Below are 26,528 nucleotides of genomic sequence, written 5' to 3'. Positions count from 1 at the left end.
TTTCCTTGCTTGCCGAGGTATTGTGAGTTCATGCTTAGGCTCGGAACTGTGCGGCCGCTCCGCGTCATGCGCCGGGTAGCTTTCCCGCTGATTTTCGCGGGTGCCCTGGCGGGAGCGCTGGCCTCCTGCAGCGCGGCTGACCAGCCGGATTCGGCCTGCATGCCGCCGGAATTTTCGCTGTCCCAAGGGACCGCGCAGCGCGGGGAAGCGGTAGAAATTTCGGCACCAGACGCCGATTGCGACCCTCGTTATGGACCAAAAGCCCAGGTGGAAATCAGCATCGCCGATGCGCTAGGCGCCGAAATCATCCACACCACCGAGCCCATGGGCGATGCCGGGAAGTTCAGCTACACCTTCGAAGTGCCGCAGGACATGGAACTTGGCAAAGCGGCTATCAGCGCCTTTCCGCACGCAGTGGACTGGTGCGATGACACCGGGGTGAACAATCGGATTTACGGCGGGCTGGCTATCGTCCGCGCTTCCTGCGCCATTCCCGTGAAAACCTTAGAGATCATCCGCTAGACCGGCAAGGAACGCCGCCCCGTGCACCGGGCTTCGGACCAAGAAGCGAAGGTCCTCGAAACCATCGGCGGCCAGTGCCGCACGGAGTCGCTCTTGATAAATATGCTGATGCTCGATCACCCCACCGCCGAGCACTACCGGGCCGGAGATTCCCAGCTGGCCGGCGACAACACCCACCTTGGACACCACAAAGCTGATGGCCCGCTGAAGAATTTCTTCGGCCGCCGCATCCCCCGACGCAATAGCTTCGAAAATTACCGGTGCGCAACGAGCCCAGTATTCGCGCGAGCTCTGCTTGTGGAAGAGGGCAATGAGCTCTTCGGGATTTGCGCACTCGGTATGCTCCAGCAACAACGAGGTCAGAGCAGACTCGCGCCGACCTCGGTTGAACTCGTCCAGCGCGTGGCGCACCGCCTCACGGCCAAACCAGTAGCCCGCTGCTTCGTCTCCCAGCAGGTAGCCCCATCCCCCGTACCTTGCGGTTTTCCCGGAGGAGTTCAGACCCCAAATTGCTGACCCTGTTCCCAGAATGACGGCGACCCCCACATGAGTTTGCCCGGCGGCGAGAATCAGCCGGGTATCGTGCACCACTTGGACTTCCACCTTTGGCACGAAAGGTTCGATGAGATTGCGCAGCGCCAGATTATCGGCGTCGGTGTCGATCCCACCAGCACCTGCGATCACCAAATCAACTGGCTGCTCGCCGAGGCCTGCGAATGCATCGCGTAGTGCCTGCTGCGCTTCGTCAATGCTGACGTTTTGCACGTTGGCGGTGCCGGTGCGGACCTCGGCAACTATCTGGTTGCCCAGATAGCGCACCGCATGCGTTTTTGTTCCACCGATATCGAGCGCGATTAGTCGAAGCGGTACAGATTTGCTTGAGTGCGTCGATTCCATGGTGACCATTGCATGCCCTCTCTTCAGGCTCTTACCTTGATTTATCTCTTCATCGCGTTTGCCCACGGACAAGGAAACATCAAAACCTTCCGAATACTAGGCGATGTTTCAGAACCGTCCACGTGAGAGCGCGGTGGAGAGCTCAACCATTCTGCTTATTGGATAGTCTAAAAGCAAGCTTATTGTTCTCAAGGAACGATTGTTCCGAGAAAGGCATTCATGCATGATGACATCTCGCTGACCACCGGACGCGTCAAACGCGTTCTGGATGAACGAATCCGTCCCTCAGTGTATTCGGATTCGGTTCCGCTGGAGGTCTCGTGGCATGAACTGTCAGGTGAACCGATCCCCGCAGTGGAAGGTATCGCACTTGACTACACTCCGACTCAGGTAGGCACCGCGTGGGGTGCCGCATGGGGCACCACCTGGTTCAGGTTGCGAGGGCAAATCCCAGAAAATTGGGCCGGATGCCGCGTGGAAGCGGTCATCGATCTAGGCTTCGACATCAACATGACCGGATTTCAGTGCGAAGGGCTGATTTACCGTTCCGACGGGATCACCATCAAGGCGCTGAACCCACGCAATCAATGGGTCCCGGTCAGCGAGTCAGCCGAGGGCGGCGAGCGGCTCGAGCTCTTTTTGGAAGCAGCTTCCAATCCGGTGCTCCTTGATTATCACCCGTTCTTGCCCACCGAACAGGGCGATATCCTCACTTCGTCCCCGCGCAAGCTCTACGCCACCCGCCGCATGGATTTAGCCGTATTCGAACCCGTCGTCCATGACCTAGTTCTCGACCTTGAAGTGCTGCTAGATCTGCAAGCCCAGCTGCCCGAAGGGCCCCGACGCATGCAGATTCTGCAGGCGCTGGATAACTCAATGGACGTACTGGACCTGCAACGCATCGTTGAAACCGCGCAGACCGCACGCGACCAGCTGGCCCAGGTGCTCGCGGCCCCAGCAGAGCACAGCGCTCATCAGATTTCGGCGATTGGCCACTCGCATATTGACTCTGCCTGGCTGTGGCCCCTACGCGAAACCATCCGCAAGGTATCACGCACCTGTTCATCCATGGTGGAACTGCTGGATTACGATGATGAATTCCTTTACGGAATGTCCAGCGCCCAACAGTACGCCTGGCTGAAGGAGCACCGCCCCGAAGTTTGGGACCGCGTGAAAAAAGCAGTGTCCGACGGCCGCTTCCTCCCCTTGGGCGGAATGTGGGTCGAATCGGACACGGTCATGCCCTCAGGGGAGTCTTTAGTCCGTCAATTCCTATACGGGCAGAAGTTCTTCCGTGACGAATTTGGGATCACCTCGGCCGGGGTGTGGCTTCCGGATTCCTTTGGCTACTCCCCCGCACTGCCGCAGCTGATGCGCCGAGCAGGTTTTGAATGGTTCTTCACCCAAAAGATCTCCTGGAACCAGCAAAATAAGTTCCCGCACCATACATTCATGTGGGAGGGAATCGACGGATCGCGAATATTCAGCCACTTCCCCTCCATGGATACCTACAACTCGCAGCTCTCCGGCGAGGAAGTCGCCAAAGCTTCTCGCCAATTCCGCGAGGCACGGCTGACCAACAATTCGATCGCGCCGGTAGGTTGGGGCGACGGTGGCGGCGGAACCACGCGTGAAATGACCGGAAAGGCGCGCCGTCTGGCAAACCTTGAAGGTAGCGCCACGGTGAAGTGGGAGCATCCCAACGATTTCTTTGACCGTGCCCAGCAAGAGCTGCCGAGCCCTCCGGTGTGGGTGGGCGAACTCTATCTTGAGCTTCACCGCGCCACCCTCACCAGCCAACACCAGACGAAGCAGGGAAACAGGCGCACCGAGCAGCTGCTGGTCGAAGCCGAACTGTGGGCCGCCACCGCCACTATCTATGCAGGTGCCGAATATCCCTACGAACAGATCGACACGCTGTGGCAGACGGTGTTGCTGCATCAATTCCACGACATCCTTCCGGGCACTTCGATCGCCTGGGTGCACCGGGAGGTGGTAGCCCGGTACGCACAGGTAACCGCTGACGCAGAAGCCCTCATTGCCGCAGCCCAGCAAACTCTCGGCGGAACCGGCACAAAGCCGCTGACCTTCAACGGCGCAGCTTTCTCCCGTGCGGGCATACCGTTCGGAGCCGCCGGGGAAATTGGCGCAGCCACAGATGACGCGGTTCAGGTTGCTGAGCACGAGGGCGGATATCTGCTGGAGAACTCTCTCGTGCGTATTTCCGTCACCGCAGAGGGCCTGGTGAGCTCTGCGATTGATCTGGCCACCGGTCGTGATGCCATCGCTCCAGGGCAAGTGGCGAACCTATTTCAGCTGCATCAGGACTTCCCGAATATGTGGGACGCCTGGGACGTGGACAAGTATTATCGCAACCAGGTCACCGACCTCCGCGCGTTGGACTCGATGGAACTCTCCCGTGAAGCGGATGGAAGTGCGCAGCTGACAATTCTGCGCAGTTTCTCGAATTCCAAGATCGCTCAACAGCTCGTTTTGGCTCCTGGCTCACGGACCCTGCAGATCAAGCAGAGCACCGACTGGCACGAAGCGGAGAAGTTCCTCAAGGTTTCTTTCCCCTTGGATATTCGTGCGGAACACACGATCGCCGAGACACAGTTCGGCTATCACCAACGGGTCACCCATGTGAACACCAGTTGGGAAGCCGCAAAGTTTGAAACCTCCATGCACCGCTTCGTGCTCGCGCAAGAGCCTGGCTTCGGTGCGGCGCTGATCAACGATTCCATCTACGGTTTTGATGTCACCCGAGATTCCACCGCGGCAGGTATTTCCACCACCTTGCGCTTATCGCTCTTGCGAGCACCGAGGTTCCCGGACCCGGAAACCGACCAGGGTCTGCAAACCCACCGCTATGGTTTGGTTATCGGTGCGGATATCGCCTCCGCGACCGAAGCCGGTGCGTTGCTGAACAGCGCCGAGCGGATCATCCAGGGTGCCCAACCGGTGGCTCCGCTGGTCACGCTCGACGGCGAAGGCCTAGTGGTTTCCAGCGTGAAGCTTGCCTCGGATCGCTCCGGTGATCTGGTGGTTCGGGTATATGAGTCGCTGGGACGGCGAGCGCGCGGCACTTTGAAAATCAACGCAGAAATCGCGACGGCGAGCACCGTGAGCTTGCTGGAAGATGCGCTCGTCGAGGATTGCGCTGAACTAGTAAACGGTGAGGTGAATCTTGGCTTGGGTGCCTTCGAGGTACGCACGGTTCGCTTCGGACTGGCCAAGTAGACGCTGACAGGCACGGGGCACTTCGTCCACGCGTTGTCTCGCGTGAACCGGGTGCCCCTTGTCGCTCCGTCTTACGACCGCAACATATTGCTCCGCTACTGAATCATCGTCCCGTCGGGTGCGACTACGTACCAGACGTCGCCAACTCCTTGGCCGGTGACATCGCCAGCTTTGGTGTCTTTGATGAAGGTGTAAAGCGGCATTCCGTTGAGCGTCAGATGCATCTCACCTTCGGGGCTGGGGATCGTTCCAACCTCGCCGGTGACTCCCTCCAAGGTCGGGCTGTCACTGGTGGTCGTGGCGATCGGCCAATTGACCAGGCATTCACCGGTGCAGGCGCTAGTCGTGGCGCCTTCGGTGTCCTTGGTGAAGTAGTACAAGGTCATGCCGTTTGCGTCCACGACGACATCACCGAGACTGGTAGATGCAACACCCAAATCAGCGCTTGCAGCGGTTTCTTTGGGCGCTTCGGATGCACTGCTTGCGCCACCATCATTTCCACCATCGGTGCCCGCACCGCCACCGCAACCGGCCAGTAGCAAGGCCGCGCCAAACAACACCGCGGTCGGAGCAAAAATTTTCCTGCGGTTGTTCTTATTCATGATGCATTCCTTTCATCAGACGGGCTGAGCGGTCTGGCACCTACCAAGACCTAAACCACGTGAGACCAATAAACAGGGTCGCCCGAAGATTGCTCTCGTTGTCTAAGACGCAGAGAAATGTGTTCTGGTTCATGTTTTTAGAAATTTTTCTGGGCATACTGGGAATGTGAATGAACCATTCTGTGTACCGGCGCGTCTTAGGGAGTGAAGCTTTGCCCTCAAGACGACTGACTGGAGCCAAGGTGCCACTAGATGCACAGGTGGTCTCTGACATCTACCGCGAGCATGGCCAGGCTCTGCGGCGCTTCGTTTTGCGTGTCGCCAACAATCCAGACGAGGCCGAAGATGTTGTGCAGGAGACCGTGTTAAAGGTGTGGATGGCTGCGCCGGTATTAACCGGTTCGCTGCGTAGCTACCTGTTTGCAACCGCGCGCAATGTGATAATCGATCGGCATCGCCGGGCGTCGGCCAGAATTTCGGCCTCTTCCTTGGGCGAAACCGATCCGGAAGCTAGCAGCTCCTCACGAGAAATATCAGAGGCGCTGGACCGGATACTAATGGAAGAAGCACTATTGCGCTTAACCTTCGAACACCGCACGGTTGTATTGCATCTTCATTATTTGGGTTCCACAGTGGCGCAGGCAGCACAGGACCTTGGAATACCGGAGGGCACTGTGAAATCACGTGCCTATTACGCAATGCGTTCCCTGCGCGGGATCTTGGAGGAGATGGGGGTAGGACGATGAACGAGCACATTAATCTTGGAGCATACGCCCTCGGCGGGCTGAACCCCGATGAGCAGGTTAACTTCGAATCTCACTTAGCCGGATGCCCGGAATGCCGGCAGGAAATGGCAGCATTCGCTCCCGTGGCAGGCCGACTCGGTGCGGTGGACGCGGGGACTGCCCGCACGTTACTGGAGTCGCGGCCCATAGAGCCAGCGGTGAGTCCAGAAATTGATTTGCTGGACGCATTGCGCGCCCGGCGTCGATCGAGGCGCATCCTGCAACGCTCGGCAGTCGTCGTCGCAGTGGCGGCTTCGGTGACCGCCGGAGTCTTCCTCGCCCCGGTTGTGCGCCCCGCACCGGCACCGGATGCCAGATATGAAGTCGTTGGCGTTGCCGGGCAACAGGTCGGACTGGGGTTGAACGCCAAAGCCTGGGGCACCGAACTTCAATTCGACGGGAGCGGACTCCCCACTCAGGGCACGTTGTCGCTCTGGGTGGTGAATTCCTCCGGTGCCGTAGAGCAAGCAGGAGCTTGGAGCGCTACTAAAACGGGCAAAACACGAATGACCGGGGCCGTACCAGTACAGCTGGACGAAATCTCCTCGATCCAGTTACGCGATATCGACTCGAAGGTTCTCGCTGAGGTGCAATTACCTGCTCAGGCCGCGTCCCAGTCAAGCTAGCGGATGGTATCGAATCGCATGCGTACCAAGTTACGGTCATCCACCTGGCTGTAGCCACTGGTCCACGAGCTGCATCGAGGCGTCAAACGGCAGATTGCACGCGTCCGCCATATTGGGATGGCGTAAACCTCCGGAGGCGCTGCTCATGGCTGTTCGTCGTCTCCTGGCGCAGGAACCGGGCATCTTCCCGTGGCCAACAAGGGTTCAGCAGGCGCTGGCGTAAATTTCGCCTTGACCCGGTGGTGGAACAGCCGTTTACCAGGGAGATGGTTCGTAGTCCTTCAGGAAGCAACCGTACAAGTCGATGCCGCGTTCCCCGTCAACGATCGGCTGGTAGACCCGTGCCGCCCCATCGATCAAGTCAAGCGGCGCATGCCAGCCCTCGGCGACCCTGCGGACCTTGGAGTCGTGCGGGCGTTCGTCGGTGATCCACCCGGTGTCCACCGCGGACATCAAGATCCGGTCGGTTTGAAGCATTTCTGCGGCGCTGGTACGGGTGAGCATATTCAGCGAGGCTTTGGCCATGTTGGTATGCGGGTGCCCTGCGCCCTTGTATCGGCGGGAGAACTGTCCCTCCATGGCCGAGACGTTCACGATGTACTTGCGGTGCGCGTCGGATGCGGCCAGAGCGGGGCGCAGGCGCGAGGCCAGCAGGAAGGGAGCGGTGACATTGCACAGCTGCACCTCCAGCATTTCCAACGCATCGACGTCCCCCAGGATCTGCGTCCACGAATTCTCGGTGACCACGTCGGGAACCAGCCCTCCGGCGTCGATCGCCGTGCCCGTCGTTATCCGTTCGAGGGTGGCAGAACCCGCGGTCATGGCTAAATCGGCGAGCGCCTGCGCATCGAATTGCGAGTGGGCCACCGGCGTCAGCAAGGCCGAATCCTCCAGCCGGAACGCACTTGCCAACGCCTTGGGGTGTTCTGCCGGCGGGTTGGTCTCGCCCCAGAGTTCCGGTCCGCCGTGCAGGAATTCTAGTTCTTCCGGTAATTGCTGATTCTCGGCTTCGATCAGGTGCTGATAAGAATTGGTGGTGCGTCGCACCGTCTGGGCCGCGTTATTGATCAGAATATCCAGTGGGCCTTCGGCGGCGATTCGGTCGGCGAGGGAGATCACCTGAGCGGGATCGCGCAGGTCGATGCCGACGATGCGAAGCCGGTGCATCCAGTCCGCGGAGTCTTCGATCGCGGCGAAGCGTCGGGCCGCGTCTCTCGGGAAACGCGTGGTGATGGTGGTGTGGGCACCGTCGCGCAGCAGACGCAGTGCAATATGCATGCCGATCTTTGCCCGGCCACCGGTGAGAAGTGCGCGTTTTCCGCTGAGGTCTGCACGGGCGTCTCGGCGTTCGTGGCCTTGCGCGGCGCAAGCGGGACACAGGTAATGGTGGAAGGCGTCCACGGTGGTGTAGCGCTGCTTGCAGATGTAGCAGCCGCGCGGGCGCAGGTATTCACCTGCGGTGTGTTCCTCGGAAGAGGAACTCAGATCGAGCCCGAGGGTCTCATCATCGAGACGGTTTGGCGAGCCGGTGGCTGTGCGTTCGATGACCGCACGGTCCGCCGCGGTGATTTCGGCGCGTTTCTGGGATTTGCGGTAGCGTTTGGCGGCCTTGAACATGTTGCTGGTGGCACGGCGGACGGCGATATGTCGCTCGTCTTCGCTGGCAAGCGTGTGCACTTGACCTAAAACCTTCAATGCGGTGGCAAGTTCGGCTTGGGTGAAGGGGGCGTCGTCGCCGGTGGAATCCGCCAGATATGGATGTTCTGTCATGTCGCCATCCAGTCTACTTTGTGCCGTTGTCGACTAATTGCCCGTTGCTAAATCCGCCAAGGTGCTGATCAGCAGGCGGCGCTCAACTACCTTAATACGTTCGTGCAAGGTTTCCTCGGTGTCTTCGTCGAGGATAGCCACGGCTTCTTGGCGCAGGATCGGACCGGTGTCCACCCCGGCGTCGGCTATGTGCACCGTGCAACCGGTGACCTTTACTCCGTAGGCCAAGGCGTCGCGTACGCCATGAGCGCCCGGGAAGGAAGGCAGCAGTGCCGGATGCGTGTTGATGTAGTTACCGTCAAAAGCATTGATGAATTCCTCGCCGACGATGCGCATGAATCCGGAGGAAACCACGTAATCGGGGCCGTAGGACAGGCACTTTTCGGTCAGCGCATGATTCCAGTCGCCGCGGTCTGCGTAATCCTTGAAATTGACTACGAAGGTTTCTATTCCTGCCTCTGCCGAGCGCTCTACGCCGTAGGTGCCGTGCTTGTCCGCGCCGACCGCGGCAATCTCCACGTGAGGCAGCTGTCCAGATGCCACGGCGTCAATGACCGACTGTAGGTTCGAACCAGTTCCGGAAACAAGTACAACAATGCGCATACAGGCTATTCTACGGTTCGTTTGGCGCGAGGCATTCGCCGTAGTCCGCAAGTGAAGTTACGGTGCTCACAATAACTGCGCTTCTCGGCATAGACTGGGCCGAAGTGCAACCAGAAAAGGAGCATGCCATGACCGAAATCATTCCGGATGACAAGAACTGGACTTTCGTCCTAGAGTCCGTCTGCACCGAATGCCATCATGACGTGAGGCAAGTGTCTCCAGCGGCTGTTATCGAGCAGCTCCCCCAGCTCGTTGACCGCTATCTGCTCGCATTGCACCGTCCGCAGGCGCGGGAGCGCACCAGCCCAACGCGCTGGAGCGATCAAGAATATGTAGTTCATGTAGCCGATATGCTGGTGACCATGACGCGCCGATTGGAGCTCATGAGCACTAAGGAAGATCCAACATTCCCCAACTGGGATCAGGATCAGGCAGCCGAAAAAGCCAATTACAACGCGCTCGAAGTCGATGAGGCAGCGGCACGTTTGCGAGCTGCAGCCTCGCTCTACAGCAACAGGTTGGCACGCATCAGCAGCACCGACTACGGCCGTAAAGGTCTACGTTCCAACGGCGCGGCCTTCACCGTGACCACTTTGAACCAATACGCTTGGCACGATGTATTGCACCATGTTTGGGATTTGAAGGCTTAGCCATCTCGTTGATTAGACCGCTTGATATATGCGTCGGATCATCACAGTTCGAGGACCGAGAGAGTATGAAGATTCGACACAGCGGCAGGGCTTTGGCCCTTGCAGTCTCCGGGCTGCTCATGCTGTCGGCCTGCAGCGCCGATACCGCACCCGAGGAAGCAACTGGCCCTCCTCCGGCTGCAACTGAACTGATGCAGGTGCTGAACGAAGAAGCCGGAGACGAAGACCGGTTGCCTGAAGGCTTCGAGCCTACCGAGTCATACATCGCCGATACCCTGAGGTTGCTGGCCCGATCGAGTTATGGCGAGCATTTTGCGGCCGAAGGTATTAACGGTGAGCTCTGCTTGATCACCGTGGCCGCTCCAAAAGAGCAAGGTATGGATCCCGAAGTTGCCGCATCAACCTGCCCACCGCTCGAACACGTGCTCGCAAACGGTATCTTGTTGGCAGTAACCGGTGGCGAGTCTAGTTTTGACGTGGTAACTTACCTGCTACCACCGGATATTTCAGAGCAAACAGTCACCGATAAGATCAACGAGCTGGTGCCGGATAATCACAATGATCTGCGTCCACCTGTTGAAATTATCAGCGAAGAGTCGACCCTCTTGCTAGTCATGACTTCAGAAACTTCCCAAGAGCTGGGTGATTTCCAGCTTCCTCGTCCGAATGGCGACTCGCTCACGATACGGCCTTTGGATTAGATCAAATACGCACACCCTCGTGCTTCAGATGCGTTGCCCGGCTCTGAACTGTCAAAATGTTCGTTGTTCGGTTCGTCCCAAATGAGGATGAATTGCTCCAGCTGTTCTTTGTAAAAATAGCCGTGGAGAGTTGAGCATGGGAATCTTCTACCCAGAAGCGCCTGCACCAAAGCTGACCCGCTGAACTCGCCGTGCGCAGAAAAAACCGAATGCTTTTCAGCGCGCCTCCCACTGACTGGGAAGTGGCCTTCCCGGTTCAGCGAAGGCTGAAGTTCGATGGCTTAATCGGGAACCCGAAGGTGGCCGGCTGCTACCCTTCGAGCACCGGGTCGGTTTCGAATAAGGGTGCAACCAAATAGCCGATCGCTGTGCCCAACCCAATTTGCAAGGCCAATGCGCCTGCGGTGATCCACATATGCGGACCCATCTCGGTCAGCCGCCCAATGGCCAGCGACCCCGAAGACAACCACGAACCAGCCAAACTCACGACACCAGCAACACTTCCGGTGAAGATTGAAAGGCACATGGTGGACAGGCCAAGGGAGAGAATAGTGAAAGGGACGCGGCGGGCAAACCAATCTTCCAGATGGTTTTCACCCACGCGAAGGAAGTACCAACCAGCAATGATTCCTGCCACCACTGGGAGCAAGAGAAATAGCCACTGATTTCCAGCTTCACCTGCGGGCAAGGCCGCGAAGAGTGGCATTGATGGCAGCGGACCCACGGTGGTTTCCAGCGTGGAAAGGGTGCTCCCGGCACCGATGCTAAAACCGCCACCGCTAATCCAGGACAACACCCAAAATACAGCGTTAGGGATCATACCCAGTTGCAGCAGAGTTAGCGCGAATGAACCGATGGGGCCAGGACGCAGCTCTTGATAAATATTCGCTACATCAGCCCAGTGCAATCCCACGGTCAAACTCATCAGGACGCCGGAGATGGCAACGGCGGCCATATATCCGATAAAACCCGCCACAACGACGTGCCATACATAGGACCCGGCCCAGCGCCGGTGTGGAGAGACGCGCGACAAGTGCGCTGCGACGTCGACACCGATGAGTCTGCCCCAAGTGCCGGCTTCTCGGTGTGCGCCAAAGATCAGTCCGACAAAGGCGATAATCAGCGGAATGAAGGTTGCGGGCAGCACATCTGCCCGCGCGTAGGAATTACTTGCCAAGAAGGCTATGCCGGTGCCAATGGCACCATAGGTAATGAACGCTCCGGCTAGGCCTTGCCAAAGTTGGTCGGTGTAAGAGGCTCTTGCAATTCGCCGTCCTGCACGCCAGCAGAAGATAAAAGGCAGCAAACTTAAACCTAAGGGCAACAACGTCAACCAGCCCGAGACAGAACTAGGATCTGCCTCCGGCCCGAGGTTCATAACTTCGAGCGGCACCCCGTGAATCAGCAACCATAACAATCCACCAAATTGCAGGATCGTTTCAAAGGAATCTTCAAGGAAACCGCCGCTGAAATAGACAGCTACCAGGGGCACGATCAGCAGCGCCATGCAAAACACGACAGATTGCACAATTTCGAACACACCCTGCAGGGCAAGGGGCATTGGCCATCCGTTGCGCAAGCGCAACATCACGGCTTTCATGGGTTTCTTTTCGCGGCTCATCATCTTCAATGGTGCCACCATTGCCGTCGCCCACTGAGAAGCGACGCGCAACGGCAACCCATCAGGTCATGGGACCAGGACTAATAACTAGCCGGAGCGGCTGCCTGCCCATCGCTCTTGAAGCTTGCTGCCAATGCCTCGGTGGCCCGAGCAAGCAAGGCAACATCGGCACCGACACCCACATAATCGGCGCCGGCTTCGATGTACTTTCGCGCACTTGCCTGATCGAAGGCATTGACTCCGGCGTACTTGCCAGCGGACTTTGCTGCCTCGATGGACTTCAGCACACCGGAGACCACATCCGGGTGAGCTTGCTGACCGATGACTCCCATGGATGCTGCCAGATCAGAGGGGCCGATAAAGATTCCGTCGACACCTTCGGTGCCAACGATCTGGGCAACATTTTCCACCGCTTCAGCCGATTCGATCTGCACCATCACGGTGATCGTTTCACCGGCGCGATTAAGGTAGTCGGGAATTCGGTTCCAACGCGCCGAGCGCGCCAGTGCCGAACCAACACCGCGCACGCCAAGCGGCGGATAGTTGCAGGCGGCTACCGCGTTAGCGGCTTGCTGGGCATCGTTGACCATCGGAATGATCAGTGACTGCACGCCCAGATCCAAGAACTGCTTGATAATGACCGGGTCATTGACCGGTGGGCGCACGACCGGGATTGTGGGATAGCCGCGCACCGCTTGGAGTTGCGCCAGGATGTTCTGCAGGTCATTGGGTGAATGCTCGGCATCGATAAATAGCCAATCAAAGCCTGCGCCCGCGCAGATCTCGGCGTTGAGCGCCGAAGCGGAGCAGACCCAGATGCCAGTGAGCGCATGGTCTGCCACGCGCAACGCGTCCTTCAGCGATGGGTCTGGTTCTACTCGAAATGACATGTCACGGTCCCCAGCGGTCCATAGTCGGCGAAGACCGTGTCGTTTTCATTGACCCACATAGGCCGGGTGAATGAGCCGGCCAGGATAATCTCTCCGGCTTTGAGCTTGTCGCCGTGCGGGGCGATCTTGTTGGCCAGCCAGTACACGCCGGCGGCGGGGTGGTTGAGCACACCGGCGGCAACTCCGGTTTCTTCCACTGTCTGATTCTTGAAGAGAATGCCCGAGACCCAACGCAAATCAATAGCATCGGGCTTGACCGGGTTTCCGCCCATGACCATCGCTCCCATGGCCGCGTTATCACTGATGGTATCGACGATGGTGCGCCCTTCCATCTCCACGCGGGCATCGAGGATTTCAAGGGCTGGAATCACGTATTCGGTGGCTTCCAGTACGTCGAAGATATTCGCGTTGGGGCCTTCAATATCCTTCTTGAGCTTGAAGGCGAGTTCCATCTCAACCCGGGCACCGGTGAAGTCGGACCATTTGAAGGTCGCGCCGGAGTCGTGGACCATGTCGTTAAAGATGATCCCGTAATCGGGTTCGGTGATGCCTGTGGCCATCTGCATGGCGCGGGAGGTCAGCCCGATTTTGCGTCCTACGAGCACGCGGCCGGCGGCTTCCGAGCGCTGCCGCCAGAGGTTTTGGACGCGGTAGGAATCTTCTACCGTCATCTCTGGGTAGCGCGCAGTCAACCGCGCTACCGGAGTGCGGCTGGCTCCTGCCTCGACAAGTTCATCGGCAATCGCCGTGATAGTTTCCTCGGATAGCATCGACGGCTACACCTTTCGCTTTCGAGTTGCACCTACGTGAGCAGCGTGGATGACATAGCTCACAAGCAATAATGCTATCGACCTTCAAGGCTTCTGGCACATCGTACTAACATCCGGGTACTCATATTTAGGGCAACTGAGGCCAATCGGCCCCTTAGCTCCTGCTGGATTGCACACTTGCCAGCAAGGCTTCAAATGGAAGGGTTGTCAGGGGATCATTTGGATTAGCGGTATCACTGACCGAAGGCGCGATCGAACGCGTATCACCCAAACCGCCGTCCGCCTGAAGCGTTCCGCTGTCGGCGGCCAAAGCGGAGACAACTTCACGAGCTACGCGGCGGGTTCGTTCGGACAATGTTCCGGCAAGCCCTTCCCCTCCGAAGTCTTCAGAGGCGGCAAATACGGTAGTCGGCATCACCTGAGTGCGTAAGTAGGAAAAGATCGGCCGCATTGCGTAATCCACGGCAAGCTGGTGGCGCTGAGATCCGGCGGTCGCGGCAAGTACTACCGGCTTTCCGTCTAAGGAACGCGGGTCAAGGATATCGATAAAGGATTTGAACAGCCCCGATATCGAGGCAGAAAAGACCGGAGTTACGGCCACGAGCGCATCGGAGGCAATGACGGCATCGATGACCTTCTGGAGCGCCGGAGGGGCGAAGCCGGTGAGCATATTGTTCACAATATCCTGAGCGTATTCTCTCAGTTCCACGTTGAGCACGTCGGCTTGGACGCCGGCCGCGGCTAGTTCAGCGCCAATGCTTTCACCGATCTGCCGTCCCAGCAGAGAAGTGCTCGAAGGGTTACCCAGACCACCCGAAATGACCACGATTGATTTGCTCATTTACTCATCCTCACATCCGATTTATATGCGTATGCATGTAATAACGAGCGTATCCCAGATTCTATTCCACGGGATCGGAAAGTTTTCGAGCTCACATTCGCAGGTTTTCACTCTTGTGACGATCGCCAAGAAATTGATACGATGTGTTTCATGAGCAACGAGCAAGCAAAGCCTGTAAATCAGCGCGACATCGAGTCCGGCGTACGCACCGATTTTCGAAATGCCATGTCATATGGAAGCTACTTGGATTTGGAACGAATCCTATCGGCCCAACACCCAGTCAGCGTCCCGGAGCATCACGACGAAATGCTGTTTATCATCCAGCACCAGACCAGCGAGCTCTGGTTGAAGCTGATGCTGCATGAATTGCTCGAAGCTCGCCGACTGATCGACTCTGACGATCTCGGCAAGGCTCTGAAGTGCCTCGCTCGCGTAAAACATATCCAGAAAACCCTCACCGAGCAGTGGTCTGTCCTCGCGACGCTCACCCCACGGGAATATGCACAGTTCCGCGGCTTCCTCGGCTCATCATCGGGTTTCCAGTCCTTCCAATACCGCGCGGTGGAATTCATTCTCGGCAACAAGCACGAGGGAATGCTTAAGGTTCACGAGTCCGACCCGAAGGCACACGAAACGCTCACGAATCTATTGCACGAGCCAACACTTTACGATGCATTCCTTGCCGCGCTCTCGCGCAAGGGTTACAAGATTCCGTCCGAAATTCTCGGACGCGATGTCACCAAGCCTTGGGAATTCCAAGCATCCTTAGTGCCGATCTTCAAAGAAATCTACGAGTCAGAAGATACCGCGTGGAACCTTTACCAGGCCTGCGAAGACCTGGTGGACGTTGAAGACAACTTCCAAGCTTGGCGCTTCCGCCACTTGCGCGTGGTCCAACGAACCATCGGTTTCAAATCCGGAACCGGCGGCTCCTCCGGCGTCAGCTTCCTGAAACGCGCGCTGGACCTGACGTTCTTCCCCGAGCTATTTGCGGTGCGTACAGAAATTGGCTCCAACTAATCCCCTCGCCGCTTTCGTCCTTGATGATTTCGAATCTCGGTCCGGTAGCGCTACGTCGGTGCTTCGCACCATTGCAGGTCTCTACCTGCGCCATGAGGCAACGCCGGTCCCACGTCCACGAATCCTTGAACTGGCTCGAGCGGCAGGAGTGTCTGCTCCGGCAGCGCAGACAGCTGTGTCACGCCTCATCGATCGTGGTCTGTTGGAACCCGTGGAGCCTGCAACTCTTTCGGTGACCTCACCCGCTATGGCAATGTTCGCCCGGGGCAACAGGCGCATTTTCACACCGCGCCGAATGGAACACGATGATCGTTGGGTACTTGTTGCTTTTTCCTTGCCGGAAGCACTGCGAGCCACCCGACATCAGCTGCGCAAACATTTCATCCAGCTAGGCGGAGGTCTCGTTTCGGCGGGGCTGTGGATCTTCCCCGAGTATTTGCGATCCGAGGTTCTTGAAGTACTCGGAGCTTTGGACGCACGGAGCTACGCCACACTTTTCATTTCGCAGACTCCTGACTACCCGGGCACTGCCCGGCAAGCATCCGCGCAATGGTGGGATTTGGACAAGCTGGCCAAGCTCCACCGCGCGTTTCTTACCACCACCGCGAAACTAGACGCTTCGTCGACCGACGAGCAAGCTGCTTATCTCGGCTATGTCGTCCTCATAGATGCGTGGCGAGCGATACCATACCTAGACCCAGGCCTCCCCGATCAAATCCTCCCCAATAGCTGGCCCGGTCAGGAAAGCCGGGAGCGATTCTTAGAAATTTCAGCATCCTTCAAAGACCGGGCGGCAGAGCATGCTGCCCGACTCCTGCGACCGGCTGCAGGCTAAAATTTTGCGACTAGCGCCAGACTGGCTCATCCACGCCGTACGGTGTCGGCGGTCCCGCATAGTCCAGGGCCAGACCTCCACGCAAGAGTGGCGGCGGGGCATATACCAGTTCTCCGAACGTGCTGTCGATTTTGCGCAATGCGGGTCGCCCTAGCGGTTCAGCATCCGTAGTTGGCAGTGATTGATCCAGCAATGCCGTAGCTGTGCGAACCAGCGAGAATTTCGCGTGGCCGGTCTGCCCCAGGGATCTTCGCGCATGCGCCAAGGACATCACGGCCGCTGCCATTGCGTATCCGGTAGCGTGATCCAGCGCCTGCACCGGCAATGCACCCGGTTTACCCTTGGCATCTCGATATTCATCCGCTATGCCGCATGCAGCTTGAACGATGCTGTCGAAGCCGCGGCGGTTTGCGTAAGGCCCGGTATCTCCCCAAGCGCGTAGCTCAACGATGATTAAGTTCGGATACCGTTCGCGTAGCTGCTGTGTTTGCAATCCTAGTGCGGCCAATGCGCCGGGGCGGTACCCCAGCAGCACTGCGTCGGCTTCGCTCAATAGATCGTGCAGGGTGTTTAGCTGCCGCTGATCGCGCAAGTCCATTTCCGCGCTTCGCTTCCCGAAACCAGTTTCAATGTACTGACCCTGCAGTTCGGGCATATGCGGAGGATCGATGCGCAGGACGTCGGCACCCAACATAGCCAAGGTCCGCGATGAAGTGGGCCCGGCAATGACCCGGGTGAAGTCCACGACGCGTAATCCTCGGAGCGGCTCGATTACATCTTGGGGATATTGCCACAATCTGCCTCGCGACACATCGCTCATCACGAATTTGACCCAAGGCTCGGCAGCAGCAGCTTGTCCCATCGTTGTGGCCTGCCATTGCGCGCGTGTTCGAACTTTGGCGGCGATCCCTCCGAAGCCGGTGATTAGCTCGGCGATCTCGCCAGCATCAACGTCCAGGAGCGACTCAGCGAACAGTTCAGGACGCTCAAGCCTCAAAGCTTGAAGCAGGGCCTGCCGATGGTGTACATAGTTCGCGTGCGTGCGTATCCAGCCGTCTCGAGTCTGAAAGAACCCAGAATAGGCACCGAAAGGACTCATCTGTTGCCCTGCGACGCGCAGGTGTTCCGTGGAAGCAAAGGCCGCAGCGGCCCTGCGAGCCTCTATGGCGAACAGATCTTGACTGCCAGTGAGTTGATTAACCGCCGCAGCGCATAATTCGGTGGAGGCAATCGCCAGCCCTTCAACATCTAGGGCACCGCCCCACCAGCGCCGAGGCCCACTCCAGTTTCTAGCGCGTACTGTTGGAAGCAATCCACACTGGGTAAATTCAGTATCGAGCGAAGGCACGTCCCCAAGGTGGGAGGCATCCTCTCCTCGCGTGTACCGATTCATAGGCATGGGGCTAGCGTGCCATTGCTCTCTGCCACAGGCAAGAGCTGTGGCTATCGCGGCATCCTGACAACTGATGCAGGGTTAAACGCCTTGAACTCGTCGCACTACCCAACTAGGTGGTGCGACGAGCTCAAGATAAAAAGCGAAATTAGTTCGCTGGCACGTTCAGAGTCTGACCAACCATGATCAAATCTGGGTTGCTCAACTGATCGTCATTCAGCACGAACAGCCCACGCCAGTCCTTGACTCCCAAGCTGTCGGCAATCTTCTCAAGAGTATCGCCGGACTTTACGGTGTAGTCCTTGCCCGAGTCGTCAACCTTGATGTTGAAGACTGGCGCCTGAGGTGCCGCTTCAACGTGCTTCCCAGCGCTTGGCTGCGTGACCTTCTTAGAGCTACCGGTACGCTCCAATGACTGCGAAGGTGCCGCCTTCTGGGTGCTCTGCTGCTTAGGGGCCGCCTGCTGCTTAGGGGCCGCCTGCTGCTTAGGAGCTGCCTGCTGCTTTGGTGCTTGCTTCTTTGGTGCTTCCGGAGCCGAGTTGCCCGAAGGGGAACCGCTAATGCCAAGCTTTGCTGTACATGCTGGCCATGCACCCCAACCCTGAGCTGCTTGCACCTTGGTTGCGATGCGGATCTGCTCGGCCTTCGAGGCCTGGTGCGCCATGCCCGAACCGCCGAATGCCTTCCAAGTCTGCGCGGAGAACTGCAAGCCACCGTAGTAACCGTTGCCGGTATTGATGGACCAGTTTCCGCCGGACTCGCACTGTGCCAATTTATCCCAGGTGCTTGCAGCCGAAGCTGGCACGGTCGAAGCGACTACCGCAGTGCTTGCTACTGCTACGGCGGCCAATGTGGCTCCACCGCGACGAATGATGTTCTTGGTCTTCTGCTGGATCATGATTCTCCAGTGCCCTTCCACGCTCAGGCCTTCCTAGGCCATCCCTGTGCACCGCTCTGCGTCGCATTTCGACTTTTTTGAAGTACTGCCATGGTGAGCGGTTTGGAAGTCCCGGCAGTACGTGTTTCCCCATAACACTGCGAGTGTTATCGAAACGTTATAAATGACCATAGCGCACGACCCCGCACCCAACGCAACTCAGGATCCTTCCAGAAACCCCGTAAATACAGGTCAAAACGGGCAAAGAAATTTTTTCGAGGATCCGCTTTTTGGACGATTTCCTCGAATCCGCAGGCAAAGTTGTTACGCTTCCAAGGTGGAACTTGATCATGCTTTTGTGATAAAGATTTCGTCAATTTCTCGCTGTGTGCTCAGGCTACGTTCACTGCGCGATGGGCACCAACAAGTGCTTTTTACCTCTGCATTCATCTCAGCCCACCCACTGAACCTCCAGTTGGGAAACAACAATCCGGTTTAAAATGCCGCTTCACCGCACAGGATTTAGGTAGTGTGGGACTCGGAATAACACTTAGTGTTTCTGCAATACGGCAGATAAGGGAAACCAATGGCTTTTAGGGACCGACTGACCAAGGAACGTTTCAGGGAAGCCTTAAGCTGCTACCCCCGAGCGATGCGAGAATTCTTCCGGATCGACGGACTAGACGGTGCTGCTTCCCTCTCCTATTTCATGGTTCTAGCGATGTTCCCCGGGCTGTTGGCACTGATTTCCTTGCTGTCACTGGTAGGTGCAAGCGAAAGCAGCACCCAATGGATCATGGATCTGATTCGTCAAAGCCTCGCTGCTGGCGGACAGCAAACCGGCGATGCCCAACAACTAGTCGAAACAGCAGAGCAGCTGCTCACCGGTCTGGCAAGTTCAGCCAAGGGAACGTTTTGGGCTATTTTGATTGGTTCCCTCGGTGCACTGTGGAGTACCTCCGGATATGTCACCGCATTTAGCCGACAAATGAATCGGCTCTTCGGAGTACGAGAAGGTCGTCCGCAATGGAAAAGACGTCCGCAAATGTTTGCCATCACGGTTTTGATCATGATCGTAGCCGTGATCTCTTTAGCGTTGCTGGTAACTTCAGGTTCGATCGCACGAGCTATTGGAAATGTTTTTGGACTCGGCGACAGCTTTGTAATGCTGTTGAACATCGCCAAACCTCCAGCACTATTTGTGATGATCTTGCTGGTCCTGGCATTGCTGTACCACTTCACCCCGAACGTTAAACGTGCAAAGTTCCATTGGTTTTCCCCAGGTACATTTACCGCTCTGGTTGTCCTTGGCCTTTCCGCGGTGGGATTCACTGTCTACCTCGCAAAATTTGCAAGTTACTCGGCCACATACGGAGCAATTGGCGGTGTCATTGTTCTGGTTCTAGCCTGCTGGATCAGTAATATTGCGCTCATTATCGGAGCATTGGTAGACATCGAGTTTACGCGCTTGCGCCAACTACGAACCGGCCTTGCCTCTGCGGTTGAAGTGCACCTTCCATTGCGCGACAGCACCATGGTAGAGCGCGAACAATTAGCGGTCTATAAGGACCTAGTCCGAGCTCAAGAGATCCGAATTAATCATGGCGGGGATCCATTGCAAGATATGGAAATTGACCCGACCGGACGTGCCAAACGCAAGACGAAGTGGCTGCCAATCGGCGTTGCCGCCGCCGCGGCGTGGCTTGTGTCGCGTAGTCGTGCGGCCCGAAAGCTAAAGCAGGCGCAAAAGACTCTGGACTCCTAAGAATATTCCGGCTCCGCCAAGCACCATGATGACCAGCAGCCACAACGTGGCAAAAGTCCCTGTGGCGCGCGCAATCAGGTATGCATCGGACTGTTCAATATCTCGGCGCCGCCAGGTATGAACCGACAGGACTTTGAAATAATCACGGATTCCCGAGCAGAGCAGGAAGCCACCAAGAAGCAAGGCTAAATAAATGTAAGCGCTGACCGGCGCAAAGAACACAACACCGAGAGCGATTAAAGCGCTCGCGCTGCACACGACAAATGCCGGCCAGTTACGCACAAAAACTAACACAAGCACGAAGAACAACGCGTATATGCCCAAGGCTCTGCCGGCATAGCCGGAGGCAGTGGCCCAGAGTAGTGCTGCCGAAACTAGCAGTGGCGTGGGATAACCAAAGATGCCAGAGATGATGACCGAGGTTTTTCCTCGACCACGGCTGACAACTTCGCCCGAGTGGTCCCATCCCAGACGGAGCCCGGTGACGAATCGTCCGGTGAAAAGTGCACTGATTACATGTCCTAGTTCATGGACCAGGGTGGAATACATTCCGGTAATTCGCCATACCGGGCGCGGGAGAACGAGCCCAAGCACAAGAACTAAAAGGATCACCCATTGCCCTGCGGTGAGGTCAACAGGTTGCGGCGCCCATAGCCGGGCCCATGCGCCGCTGAAATCTACGCTCATGTTCACTCCAGGTGCAATTCAGTCGTCAATTTCTCTTATTCTTTCAACGCACGCCCCAATCGCCGAGTTGCCACTTCGGCCATGTACCAACTTCTGGGGATGGTCACAGGTGACGGCAATACGATTAACGGCAGCATCCCTGTTGTCGTTATATTCGGAGGTTTCCTTGTCACGTTTAGCTTCTACCGCCATTGCGGTCACCGGATTAACCGGCGGTTATGCCACTGGTCGCATAACCAAGAAGCGCCCACTGGCGGCCGTGGTGTTGGCCGCCGCGGGAACTGGAGCATTCTTTATCTGGAAAAAGGATGCCGGAACTGCCAAGGCCATCGCGTTGGTCGGTGCCTACCTCACTGCCTTTGGCGCATCGCACCCGCTGTCAAAGAAAATCGGCGCCTGGCCAGCGGTCAACTCGGTCACCGCTGTGGTGGGCGTTCTTTCGCTAGTCGGCGGCGGAGCGACGAGGCCTCCGCAAGTCTAGGCAATTAACGTCAAACGGTCGGTGCCGAGTGCTACGTTGACTAGGTAACCATCCAGTCTGCGAGAGGCACCGACCCGTGTTCTTCTTTGGTGATCAGTTCGTCTTTTCGGCTAGTGACCTTACGGTCGCCGTCGATTGTCATTTTCAATCTTTATGCCTGCTGGACGTAAAACTCGGGCGCCGGGAAAAGAGCGAATCCGCGACCGACGAAATGCTTGCGAGAACTGCGGAGCTCGGAGATGTCCACGAACGTAAAGTGCTTGCCGAGCTGATTGAGAAATACGGAGACTACGACCCACAGACCGGCACCGGCGTCAAACAGCTCCTTGAAAGGCCCGCGCACAACGCCGCGGCCTTGCACGCAGCGCACCGTGAAACCATCGAAACGTTACGCGGTGGTGCAGACGTTATTTTCCAGGCCACGTTCTTTGACGGCACTTTCATCGGATTCGCCGATTTCTTGGTTCGTCAGCCCGACGGCAGCTGGGCGGTTTGGGACACTAAACTCGCCCGGCATGCTAGGGTCTCCGCATTGCTTCAAGTTGCGGCCTATGCAGACCAACTGCAAGCCGAAAACATCGAAGTACACCCACAAACAACTTTAGTTCTTGGCGATGGCACTCATTCAGTGCACCGAATCGATGAGATTCTCCCCGTGTTCCGGGCGCAGCGCGAACGCTTTACCAAGATGGTCAGAAAGCACTCCGAGGAAAATGGCCCTGTGCTCTGGAATTCGGATGCGATACGCATTTGTGGACGTTGCGAATTCTGTGCGGAGCAGGTGAGCTCCACACGAGATGTGTTGCTAGTGGCCAATATGTCCATGGCGCAACGCGAGAAGCTACGCCGACAAGGAATTTTCACCATCGACCAGCTTGCCGCAATGGACCCCAAGGAAGGCACATCGCTGGCACGCACAGTCGATCAAGCACGAATGCAATTAGGTTTGGGACAGGTCGATGGAACTGAGCATGGCGTGTCCTACCGAGTAAAATCTTCGCAAACTATTTCGAGACTGCCCAATCCCGATCAAGGCGACATATTCTTCGATTTCGAAGGTGACCCGCTGTACCAAGATCCAGTCGATAATTCGTGGGGACTGGAGTATCTTTTCGGTGTCATTGAAAATGACACTGGCGCACCGATATTCCGCCCCTTTTGGGCACACAGCCGTGCCGAAGAACGCCAAGCTTTCTTAGACTTCATTGAGTACGTTCAAGCACGCCGTCAACGCTTCCCGAACATGAAGATCTACCACTACGCGGCCTACGAAAAAAGTGCACTTCGTAAACTCTCACAGGTACATATTGCAGGCGAAGACGAAGTCGACCAGTGGCTCCGCGACAATCTACTTATTGATCTCTATGAAACGGTACGCAACTCGCTGGTCGTATCTACACGTTCGTATTCAATCAAGAAGCTCGAACCCCTGTATATGAAAGAGCATCTGCGCTCCGGTGACGTCACCGATGCAGGTGCTTCCGTGGTCGCCTACGCCCACTATGTCTCCGCGCTGGACTCCGCGGCTGATGCGCAGGCCACGCAAATCCTCGAATCAATCGCTGACTACAACGAGTACGACTGCCTGTCGACGCTTCGCTTGCGCGACTGGCTCTTGTCGCTCGTGGACTTCCAGCCACATATGCATCCTGAGGTAGAGGTCCCGGAAGAAGCCACCGACGAATACGAGCCCACAGAAGAAGAAATAAGGCTCCAAGATTACTTAGCCGGGCTTCCGCATAACCAGACACTGAGTGACAATGACCGGGCTATAGCCATGGTCGCGGCCGCCACCGGTTACAACCGCCGCGAACGAAAACAATTCTGGTGGGAGCATTTCGACAGGCTCTCCGCGCCCATGGACGACTGGTCCGATGTGCGGGGCGTCTTTACTGTGGACTCCGCAGAACTACTTGAAGATTGGCACAAAGCTACCGAACGAGCTCGAACGTTAACTAGAATCACCAAACTCTACGGAACCCTTGCCGAAGGGTCGCTGCTAAGCCAAGGCACCGGAGTCTTTGCCATGTTCGCTGCTCCCCTGCCCGAAGGCATGGAGGTGGACGACGAGGCACTACGAGGTGGAGCCTTCAACGCCACGGTAGTCGAGGTTGGCCAAGGCTGGCTTAGCATCGCAGAGAAGACCAGCGGCAAAGTCCCCGAATACGGTGCATTCCCCGTAGCGTTGACCCCAGGCCAACCAATTGCCACAAAAAGCATCGATGAAGCGTTGAAACAAATCGCCCAGCAGGTCGGAGCCATCGTTCCGGAACTGCCGCGGCAGCCTGGCATCGATATTCTGCGTCGAATTCCACCGCGATTGAAGACCTTGGCTAGCCCGACCGCCCCAGAAATGTTGGACGGTAACGCCCAAGTTTATCCAGCCCTAGTGAAATCTCTGATGGACTTGGATAATTCTTATCTTGCTGTTCAAGGGCCCCCCGGCACAGGTAAGACCTTTGTCGCTTCGCATGTGATCCACGCATTGGTTAATGAAGGTTGGAAGGTCGGCGTCGTCGCCCAATCCCACGCGGTAGTTGAAAACGTTTTGCACAAAGCCATCGAAGCCGGTGTACACCCCGATCGGGTAGCAAAGGAAGTCAAACACAAGGACCCAGTACCGTGGACCGGTACTAGCGCCGCTGCGATTGATGATGCCATCTGTTCTGCGGAAGGTGCGTTGGTTGGTGGCACCGCATGGACGATGACCGGCAAACGAATCCCTGCCGGAAGTTTGGATCTATTGGTTATCGACGAAGCCGGACAGTTCTCGCTTGCCAACACCTTGGCTGTTTCACAGGCAGCGCGTAACCTGTTGTTGCTCGGAGATCCGCAGCAGCTACCGCAGGTAACCCAGGGGTCTCACCCCCAACCCGTAGATGAGTCAGCTTTGGGCTGGCTTTCCGAAGGTCTCCCGGTCCTACCGGCAGAATTGGGTTACTTCCTTGCAACGTCTTGGCGCATGCATCCGCAGCTTTGCGAAAAGGTCTCGGCGTTAAGCTATGACTACAAGTTGTTCTCCGCGAAAGCAGCCGGGCTTCGCGAACTGAACGGTACTGCCCCTGGTGTTGAGACCCGAATAGTGCATCACCGCGGGAACACGACCAGCAGTGCCGAAGAAGCCTCCGCTATCGCTGGTCTAGTCCGCGAGCATCTGGGGATGCTGTGGAATCCCGGAAGCGGAAAGCAGCCGCGAATACTGGCCGAAGAGGACATACTCGTCGTGGCAGCATATAACGCTCAAGTGAATCTAGTGCGCGAATTCCTTGAAGACGAGCAGCTTTCTGGGGTGAAAGTTGGCACGGTAGACAAGTTCCAAGGGCAAGAAGCACCTGTAGTACTGGTGACTATGGCTTGTTCGAGTGCCGAAGATGCTTCACGCGGTATCGATTTCTTGTTGAACCGAAATCGCATCAACGTGGCTATTTCCCGAGGCCAGTGGAAAGCGGTGATTGTGCGTAGCGAACGACTTACCGACTTCCTGCCATCGAACCCCGCAGCACTGTCGCAACTCGGTGCTTTCATGGCGCTCTAAGCCGATCGTCGATCGTCGATTCGGCTCATCAATCACCGCGCCGAATCGATAACCTCGTCTACGTCAAAGAAGGTTTTCAATACGGGCCGATCCCCGCGTTTCTCTTTTTCGAATTGCAGGCCATCGATGTTGATTCGCATCTGCCGTTGATAATCATCGCGTTGCTGCATCCACGCGGTGATGGTTCCGTCGACACCGTAGAAGTACATGAACCCTTCCTTTTTCAACAGCTCAAATCGTGCGCCAGAGTACGCCCCTGTTCGAGCGATATCTGAGCCAAAGGGGTAGATGAAATGGTCGGTCTCGCCCAGAATTGGTTCGACCTCTTCCTTCCAAAGCTTCATGTCACGTTTGAAACGGCCTAAGCTAACGGTTCCGGTTGCGATATGACCCCATGAATGAGAGGCGAAGACCCATCCTTCCTTTTTCATCGCCTCCGCGATTTTAATCGCAGCTTCTCGATCCTTTTCAAGGTTCTTATTGTCCGGGTATTGGCTTTGCGAAGTCCGGTATCCGAACACTCCGTTGTAGCCGGTCATGGCAATGATCCCGCGAGCATCTCGGTAAGAAAAATCTGGATGCTCGGCAACAAAATCATCGAGCACTGTGGTCACGTCGTATGCGCCCACATGTTTTTTGCCATCACCGTCTACATATTCGTTTCGGATCTTGCCCTTCCTATCGAGCACCAGTCGGTCGGCGAAGCCATCACCTTCCATATATTCGTAGTAGCTCAGGTCATCAAGGGATAAGACGATTGGTTTTTTACCGGCCGGAAGCATAATTTTCCGGTAGCTCATATTTTTCTTCTGGTCGAGGCCGGCGAAGTCAACCGGGTTGACCAGCACGAAATCTCGGTTGTACAGCTCTTGGAGGATCGATTCAAATTCCTTTTGAGTCACCATGTAATCCCTGTAGCCCTGTGCCTTATTATCTTTATCGAAGGCACGCTTCGGATCAACTACAAGCGAGTGAAAGAACAAGTGAGGAATTTGGTCTGGGCGTTCCCACGCAGAGGTGCCCTTCATTTCAGATTCGAGTCCATCTACCAAATCGTTAAGTTTGGCGCTGGGATCTTCCTTAGCTAGCTTGATGGCGGCGTTGTAGTCGTAACCATCGGCTAGTCGATTAATCTGCGCAAGCACACCTTCTTCGCGTGCAGATTCTGCTACGGCCTCTTGAGCCTCTTCGGCTGCTTGAGAGGCGCTGCTAGCTGCTATTTCGGGGTCGACTTGGTCACTACAACCGGCCAAAGCCAAGACGACTGTCGCCGCTACCGCGATCTTGAAGTGCCTCATTACGCTTCTCTCTCCTCGCAGCGGCTATCCCCATGGACGCCACGATTTCTCCTTGCCATCACCTTGTTTTCGACCTTACACATACTTATCTGGGGTTTACAGCCTTGGACGCCCTCGCC

General features: G+C 56.8%; 23 protein-coding genes. 11 read left to right on the top strand and 12 right to left on the bottom strand.

Annotated features, from left to right (window positions below; all coding sequences use genetic code 11):
- The first annotated feature begins 48 nt into the window (after positions 1 to 48).
- Positions 49 to 522, top strand: coding sequence for a hypothetical protein (locus tag LG294_RS03140; protein WP_404289420.1), 474 nt, complete (start codon positions 49 to 51; stop codon positions 520 to 522).
- Here LG294_RS03140 and LG294_RS03135 read toward each other — a convergent pair.
- On the bottom strand, positions 505 to 1,419 hold the full coding sequence (locus LG294_RS03135; protein WP_404289418.1) for an N-acetylglucosamine kinase: 915 nt from the start codon (positions 1,417 to 1,419) through the stop codon (positions 505 to 507). The genes LG294_RS03140 and LG294_RS03135 overlap by 18 nt on opposite strands.
- A 219-nt stretch (positions 1,420 to 1,638) precedes the next feature.
- On the opposite strand from LG294_RS03135, the gene LG294_RS03130 reads away from it, so the two are divergent.
- Complete coding sequence (locus LG294_RS03130; RefSeq protein ID WP_404289416.1) at positions 1,639 to 4,659, top strand: alpha-mannosidase; 3,021 nt, start codon at positions 1,639 to 1,641, stop codon at positions 4,657 to 4,659.
- Between the two features lie 95 nt (positions 4,660 to 4,754).
- Here the strand turns inward: LG294_RS03130 and LG294_RS03125 are convergent, their stop codons facing one another.
- Positions 4,755 to 5,261, bottom strand: a complete 507-nt coding sequence (locus LG294_RS03125) for a hypothetical protein (protein WP_404289414.1) — start codon at positions 5,259 to 5,261, stop codon at positions 4,755 to 4,757.
- Between the two features lie 242 nt (positions 5,262 to 5,503).
- On the opposite strand from LG294_RS03125, the gene LG294_RS03120 reads away from it, so the two are divergent.
- Both LG294_RS03120 and LG294_RS03115 read left to right on the top strand, forming a co-directional pair.
- Positions 5,504 to 6,007 (top strand): sigma-70 family RNA polymerase sigma factor, encoded by a 504-nt coding sequence (locus LG294_RS03120; protein WP_404289412.1) that lies wholly within the window; start codon positions 5,504 to 5,506, stop codon positions 6,005 to 6,007.
- Complete coding sequence (locus LG294_RS03115) at positions 6,004 to 6,672, top strand: zf-HC2 domain-containing protein (RefSeq protein WP_404289410.1); 669 nt, start codon at positions 6,004 to 6,006, stop codon at positions 6,670 to 6,672. The genes LG294_RS03120 and LG294_RS03115 overlap by 4 nt, the downstream gene beginning before the upstream one ends.
- A 255-nt stretch (positions 6,673 to 6,927) precedes the next feature.
- Here the strand turns inward: LG294_RS03115 and LG294_RS03110 are convergent, their stop codons facing one another.
- Together LG294_RS03110 and purN are read right to left on the bottom strand one after the other, a co-directional pair.
- Positions 6,928 to 8,442, bottom strand: a complete 1,515-nt coding sequence (locus LG294_RS03110; RefSeq protein ID WP_404289409.1) for an SDR family NAD(P)-dependent oxidoreductase — start codon at positions 8,440 to 8,442, stop codon at positions 6,928 to 6,930.
- Between the two features lie 33 nt (positions 8,443 to 8,475).
- Positions 8,476 to 9,045, bottom strand: a complete 570-nt coding sequence (gene purN, locus LG294_RS03105; protein WP_404289407.1) for a phosphoribosylglycinamide formyltransferase — start codon at positions 9,043 to 9,045, stop codon at positions 8,476 to 8,478.
- 128 nt (positions 9,046 to 9,173) lie between these two features.
- Here purN and LG294_RS03100 point away from each other — a divergent pair, with 128 nt between their 5' ends.
- Both LG294_RS03100 and LG294_RS03095 read left to right on the top strand, forming a co-directional pair.
- The gene (locus LG294_RS03100; RefSeq protein WP_404289405.1) at positions 9,174 to 9,695 is read left to right on the top strand and encodes a DinB family protein; all 522 of its coding nucleotides are present in this window, start codon (positions 9,174 to 9,176) and stop codon (positions 9,693 to 9,695) included.
- Between the two features lie 65 nt (positions 9,696 to 9,760).
- Entirely contained in the window at positions 9,761 to 10,396 is a 636-nt protein-coding gene (locus tag LG294_RS03095) for a hypothetical protein (protein ID WP_404289403.1), read from the top strand.
- Positions 10,397 to 10,706: 310 nt separating this feature from the next.
- Here LG294_RS03095 and LG294_RS03090 read toward each other — a convergent pair whose 3' ends face one another.
- The 4 genes from LG294_RS03090 to LG294_RS03075 all read right to left on the bottom strand — a co-directional run bounded on the left by LG294_RS03090 (position 10,707) and on the right by LG294_RS03075 (position 14,518).
- Positions 10,707 to 12,038, bottom strand: a complete 1,332-nt coding sequence (locus LG294_RS03090) for a DUF6350 family protein (protein WP_404289401.1) — start codon at positions 12,036 to 12,038, stop codon at positions 10,707 to 10,709.
- A gap of 59 nt (positions 12,039 to 12,097) precedes the next feature.
- Positions 12,098 to 12,907: an aldolase/citrate lyase family protein gene (locus tag LG294_RS03085; protein WP_404289399.1), complete on the bottom strand. Its 810-nt coding sequence runs from the start codon at positions 12,905 to 12,907 to the stop codon at positions 12,098 to 12,100.
- Positions 12,892 to 13,677 (bottom strand): 2-oxo-hept-4-ene-1,7-dioate hydratase, encoded by a 786-nt coding sequence (gene hpaH / locus LG294_RS03080; RefSeq protein ID WP_404289397.1) that lies wholly within the window; start codon positions 13,675 to 13,677, stop codon positions 12,892 to 12,894. The genes LG294_RS03085 and hpaH overlap by 16 nt, the downstream gene beginning before the upstream one ends.
- 154 nt (positions 13,678 to 13,831) lie before the next feature.
- Positions 13,832 to 14,518: a CE1759 family FMN reductase gene (locus tag LG294_RS03075; protein WP_404289395.1), complete on the bottom strand. Its 687-nt coding sequence runs from the start codon at positions 14,516 to 14,518 to the stop codon at positions 13,832 to 13,834.
- Positions 14,519 to 14,668: 150 nt separating this feature from the next.
- Here LG294_RS03075 and kynA point away from each other — a divergent pair, with 150 nt between their 5' ends.
- Positions 14,669 to 15,538 carry a tryptophan 2,3-dioxygenase gene (gene kynA / locus LG294_RS03070; RefSeq protein WP_404289393.1) on the top strand — a complete coding sequence of 290 codons (870 nt, stop codon included), beginning with the start codon at positions 14,669 to 14,671 and terminating at the stop codon, positions 15,536 to 15,538.
- A 58-nt stretch (positions 15,539 to 15,596) separates the two neighbouring features.
- Positions 15,597 to 16,373: a PaaX family transcriptional regulator C-terminal domain-containing protein gene (locus tag LG294_RS03065; protein WP_404289391.1), complete on the top strand. Its 777-nt coding sequence runs from the start codon at positions 15,597 to 15,599 to the stop codon at positions 16,371 to 16,373.
- Between the two features lie 10 nt (positions 16,374 to 16,383).
- Here LG294_RS03065 and LG294_RS03060 read toward each other — a convergent pair whose 3' ends face one another.
- Positions 16,384 to 17,772 carry a CoA transferase gene (locus tag LG294_RS03060; RefSeq protein WP_404289389.1) on the bottom strand — a complete coding sequence of 463 codons (1,389 nt, stop codon included), beginning with the start codon at positions 17,770 to 17,772 and terminating at the stop codon, positions 16,384 to 16,386.
- A 142-nt stretch (positions 17,773 to 17,914) separates the two neighbouring features.
- On the bottom strand, positions 17,915 to 18,664 hold the full coding sequence (locus tag LG294_RS03055; RefSeq protein ID WP_404289387.1) for a transglycosylase family protein: 750 nt from the start codon (positions 18,662 to 18,664) through the stop codon (positions 17,915 to 17,917).
- 565 nt (positions 18,665 to 19,229) lie between these two features.
- On the opposite strand from LG294_RS03055, the gene LG294_RS03050 reads away from it, so the two are divergent.
- Complete coding sequence (locus LG294_RS03050) at positions 19,230 to 20,408, top strand: YihY/virulence factor BrkB family protein (RefSeq protein WP_404289385.1); 1,179 nt, start codon at positions 19,230 to 19,232, stop codon at positions 20,406 to 20,408.
- Here LG294_RS03050 and LG294_RS03045 read toward each other — a convergent pair.
- The gene (locus LG294_RS03045) at positions 20,376 to 21,095 is read right to left on the bottom strand and encodes a M50 family metallopeptidase (RefSeq protein WP_404289383.1); all 720 of its coding nucleotides are present in this window, start codon (positions 21,093 to 21,095) and stop codon (positions 20,376 to 20,378) included. The two genes, LG294_RS03050 and LG294_RS03045, sit on opposite strands and share 33 nt — an antisense overlap.
- 166 nt (positions 21,096 to 21,261) lie before the next feature.
- Between LG294_RS03045 and LG294_RS03040 the strand changes: the two genes are divergently transcribed.
- The gene (locus LG294_RS03040) at positions 21,262 to 21,576 is read left to right on the top strand and encodes a hypothetical protein (RefSeq protein ID WP_404289381.1); all 315 of its coding nucleotides are present in this window, start codon (positions 21,262 to 21,264) and stop codon (positions 21,574 to 21,576) included.
- A gap of 211 nt (positions 21,577 to 21,787) precedes the next feature.
- Positions 21,788 to 25,111, top strand: a complete 3,324-nt coding sequence (locus LG294_RS03035) for a TM0106 family RecB-like putative nuclease (RefSeq protein ID WP_404289380.1) — start codon at positions 21,788 to 21,790, stop codon at positions 25,109 to 25,111.
- A 32-nt stretch (positions 25,112 to 25,143) separates the two neighbouring features.
- Here LG294_RS03035 and LG294_RS03030 read toward each other — a convergent pair whose 3' ends face one another.
- A complete protein-coding gene (locus LG294_RS03030; protein ID WP_404289378.1) occupies positions 25,144 to 26,370 on the bottom strand; it encodes a polysaccharide deacetylase in 1,227 nt (408 codons plus the stop codon).
- Positions 26,371 to 26,528 lie beyond the last annotated feature (158 nt).

It is taken from the genome of Glutamicibacter arilaitensis, assembly GCF_044793945.1.
Lineage (GTDB): Bacteria > Actinomycetota > Actinomycetes > Actinomycetales > Micrococcaceae > Glutamicibacter > Glutamicibacter arilaitensis_B.
The sequence above is the reverse complement of the archived record's forward strand: the minus strand, read 5'-3'. Positions and strand labels throughout refer to the sequence as shown.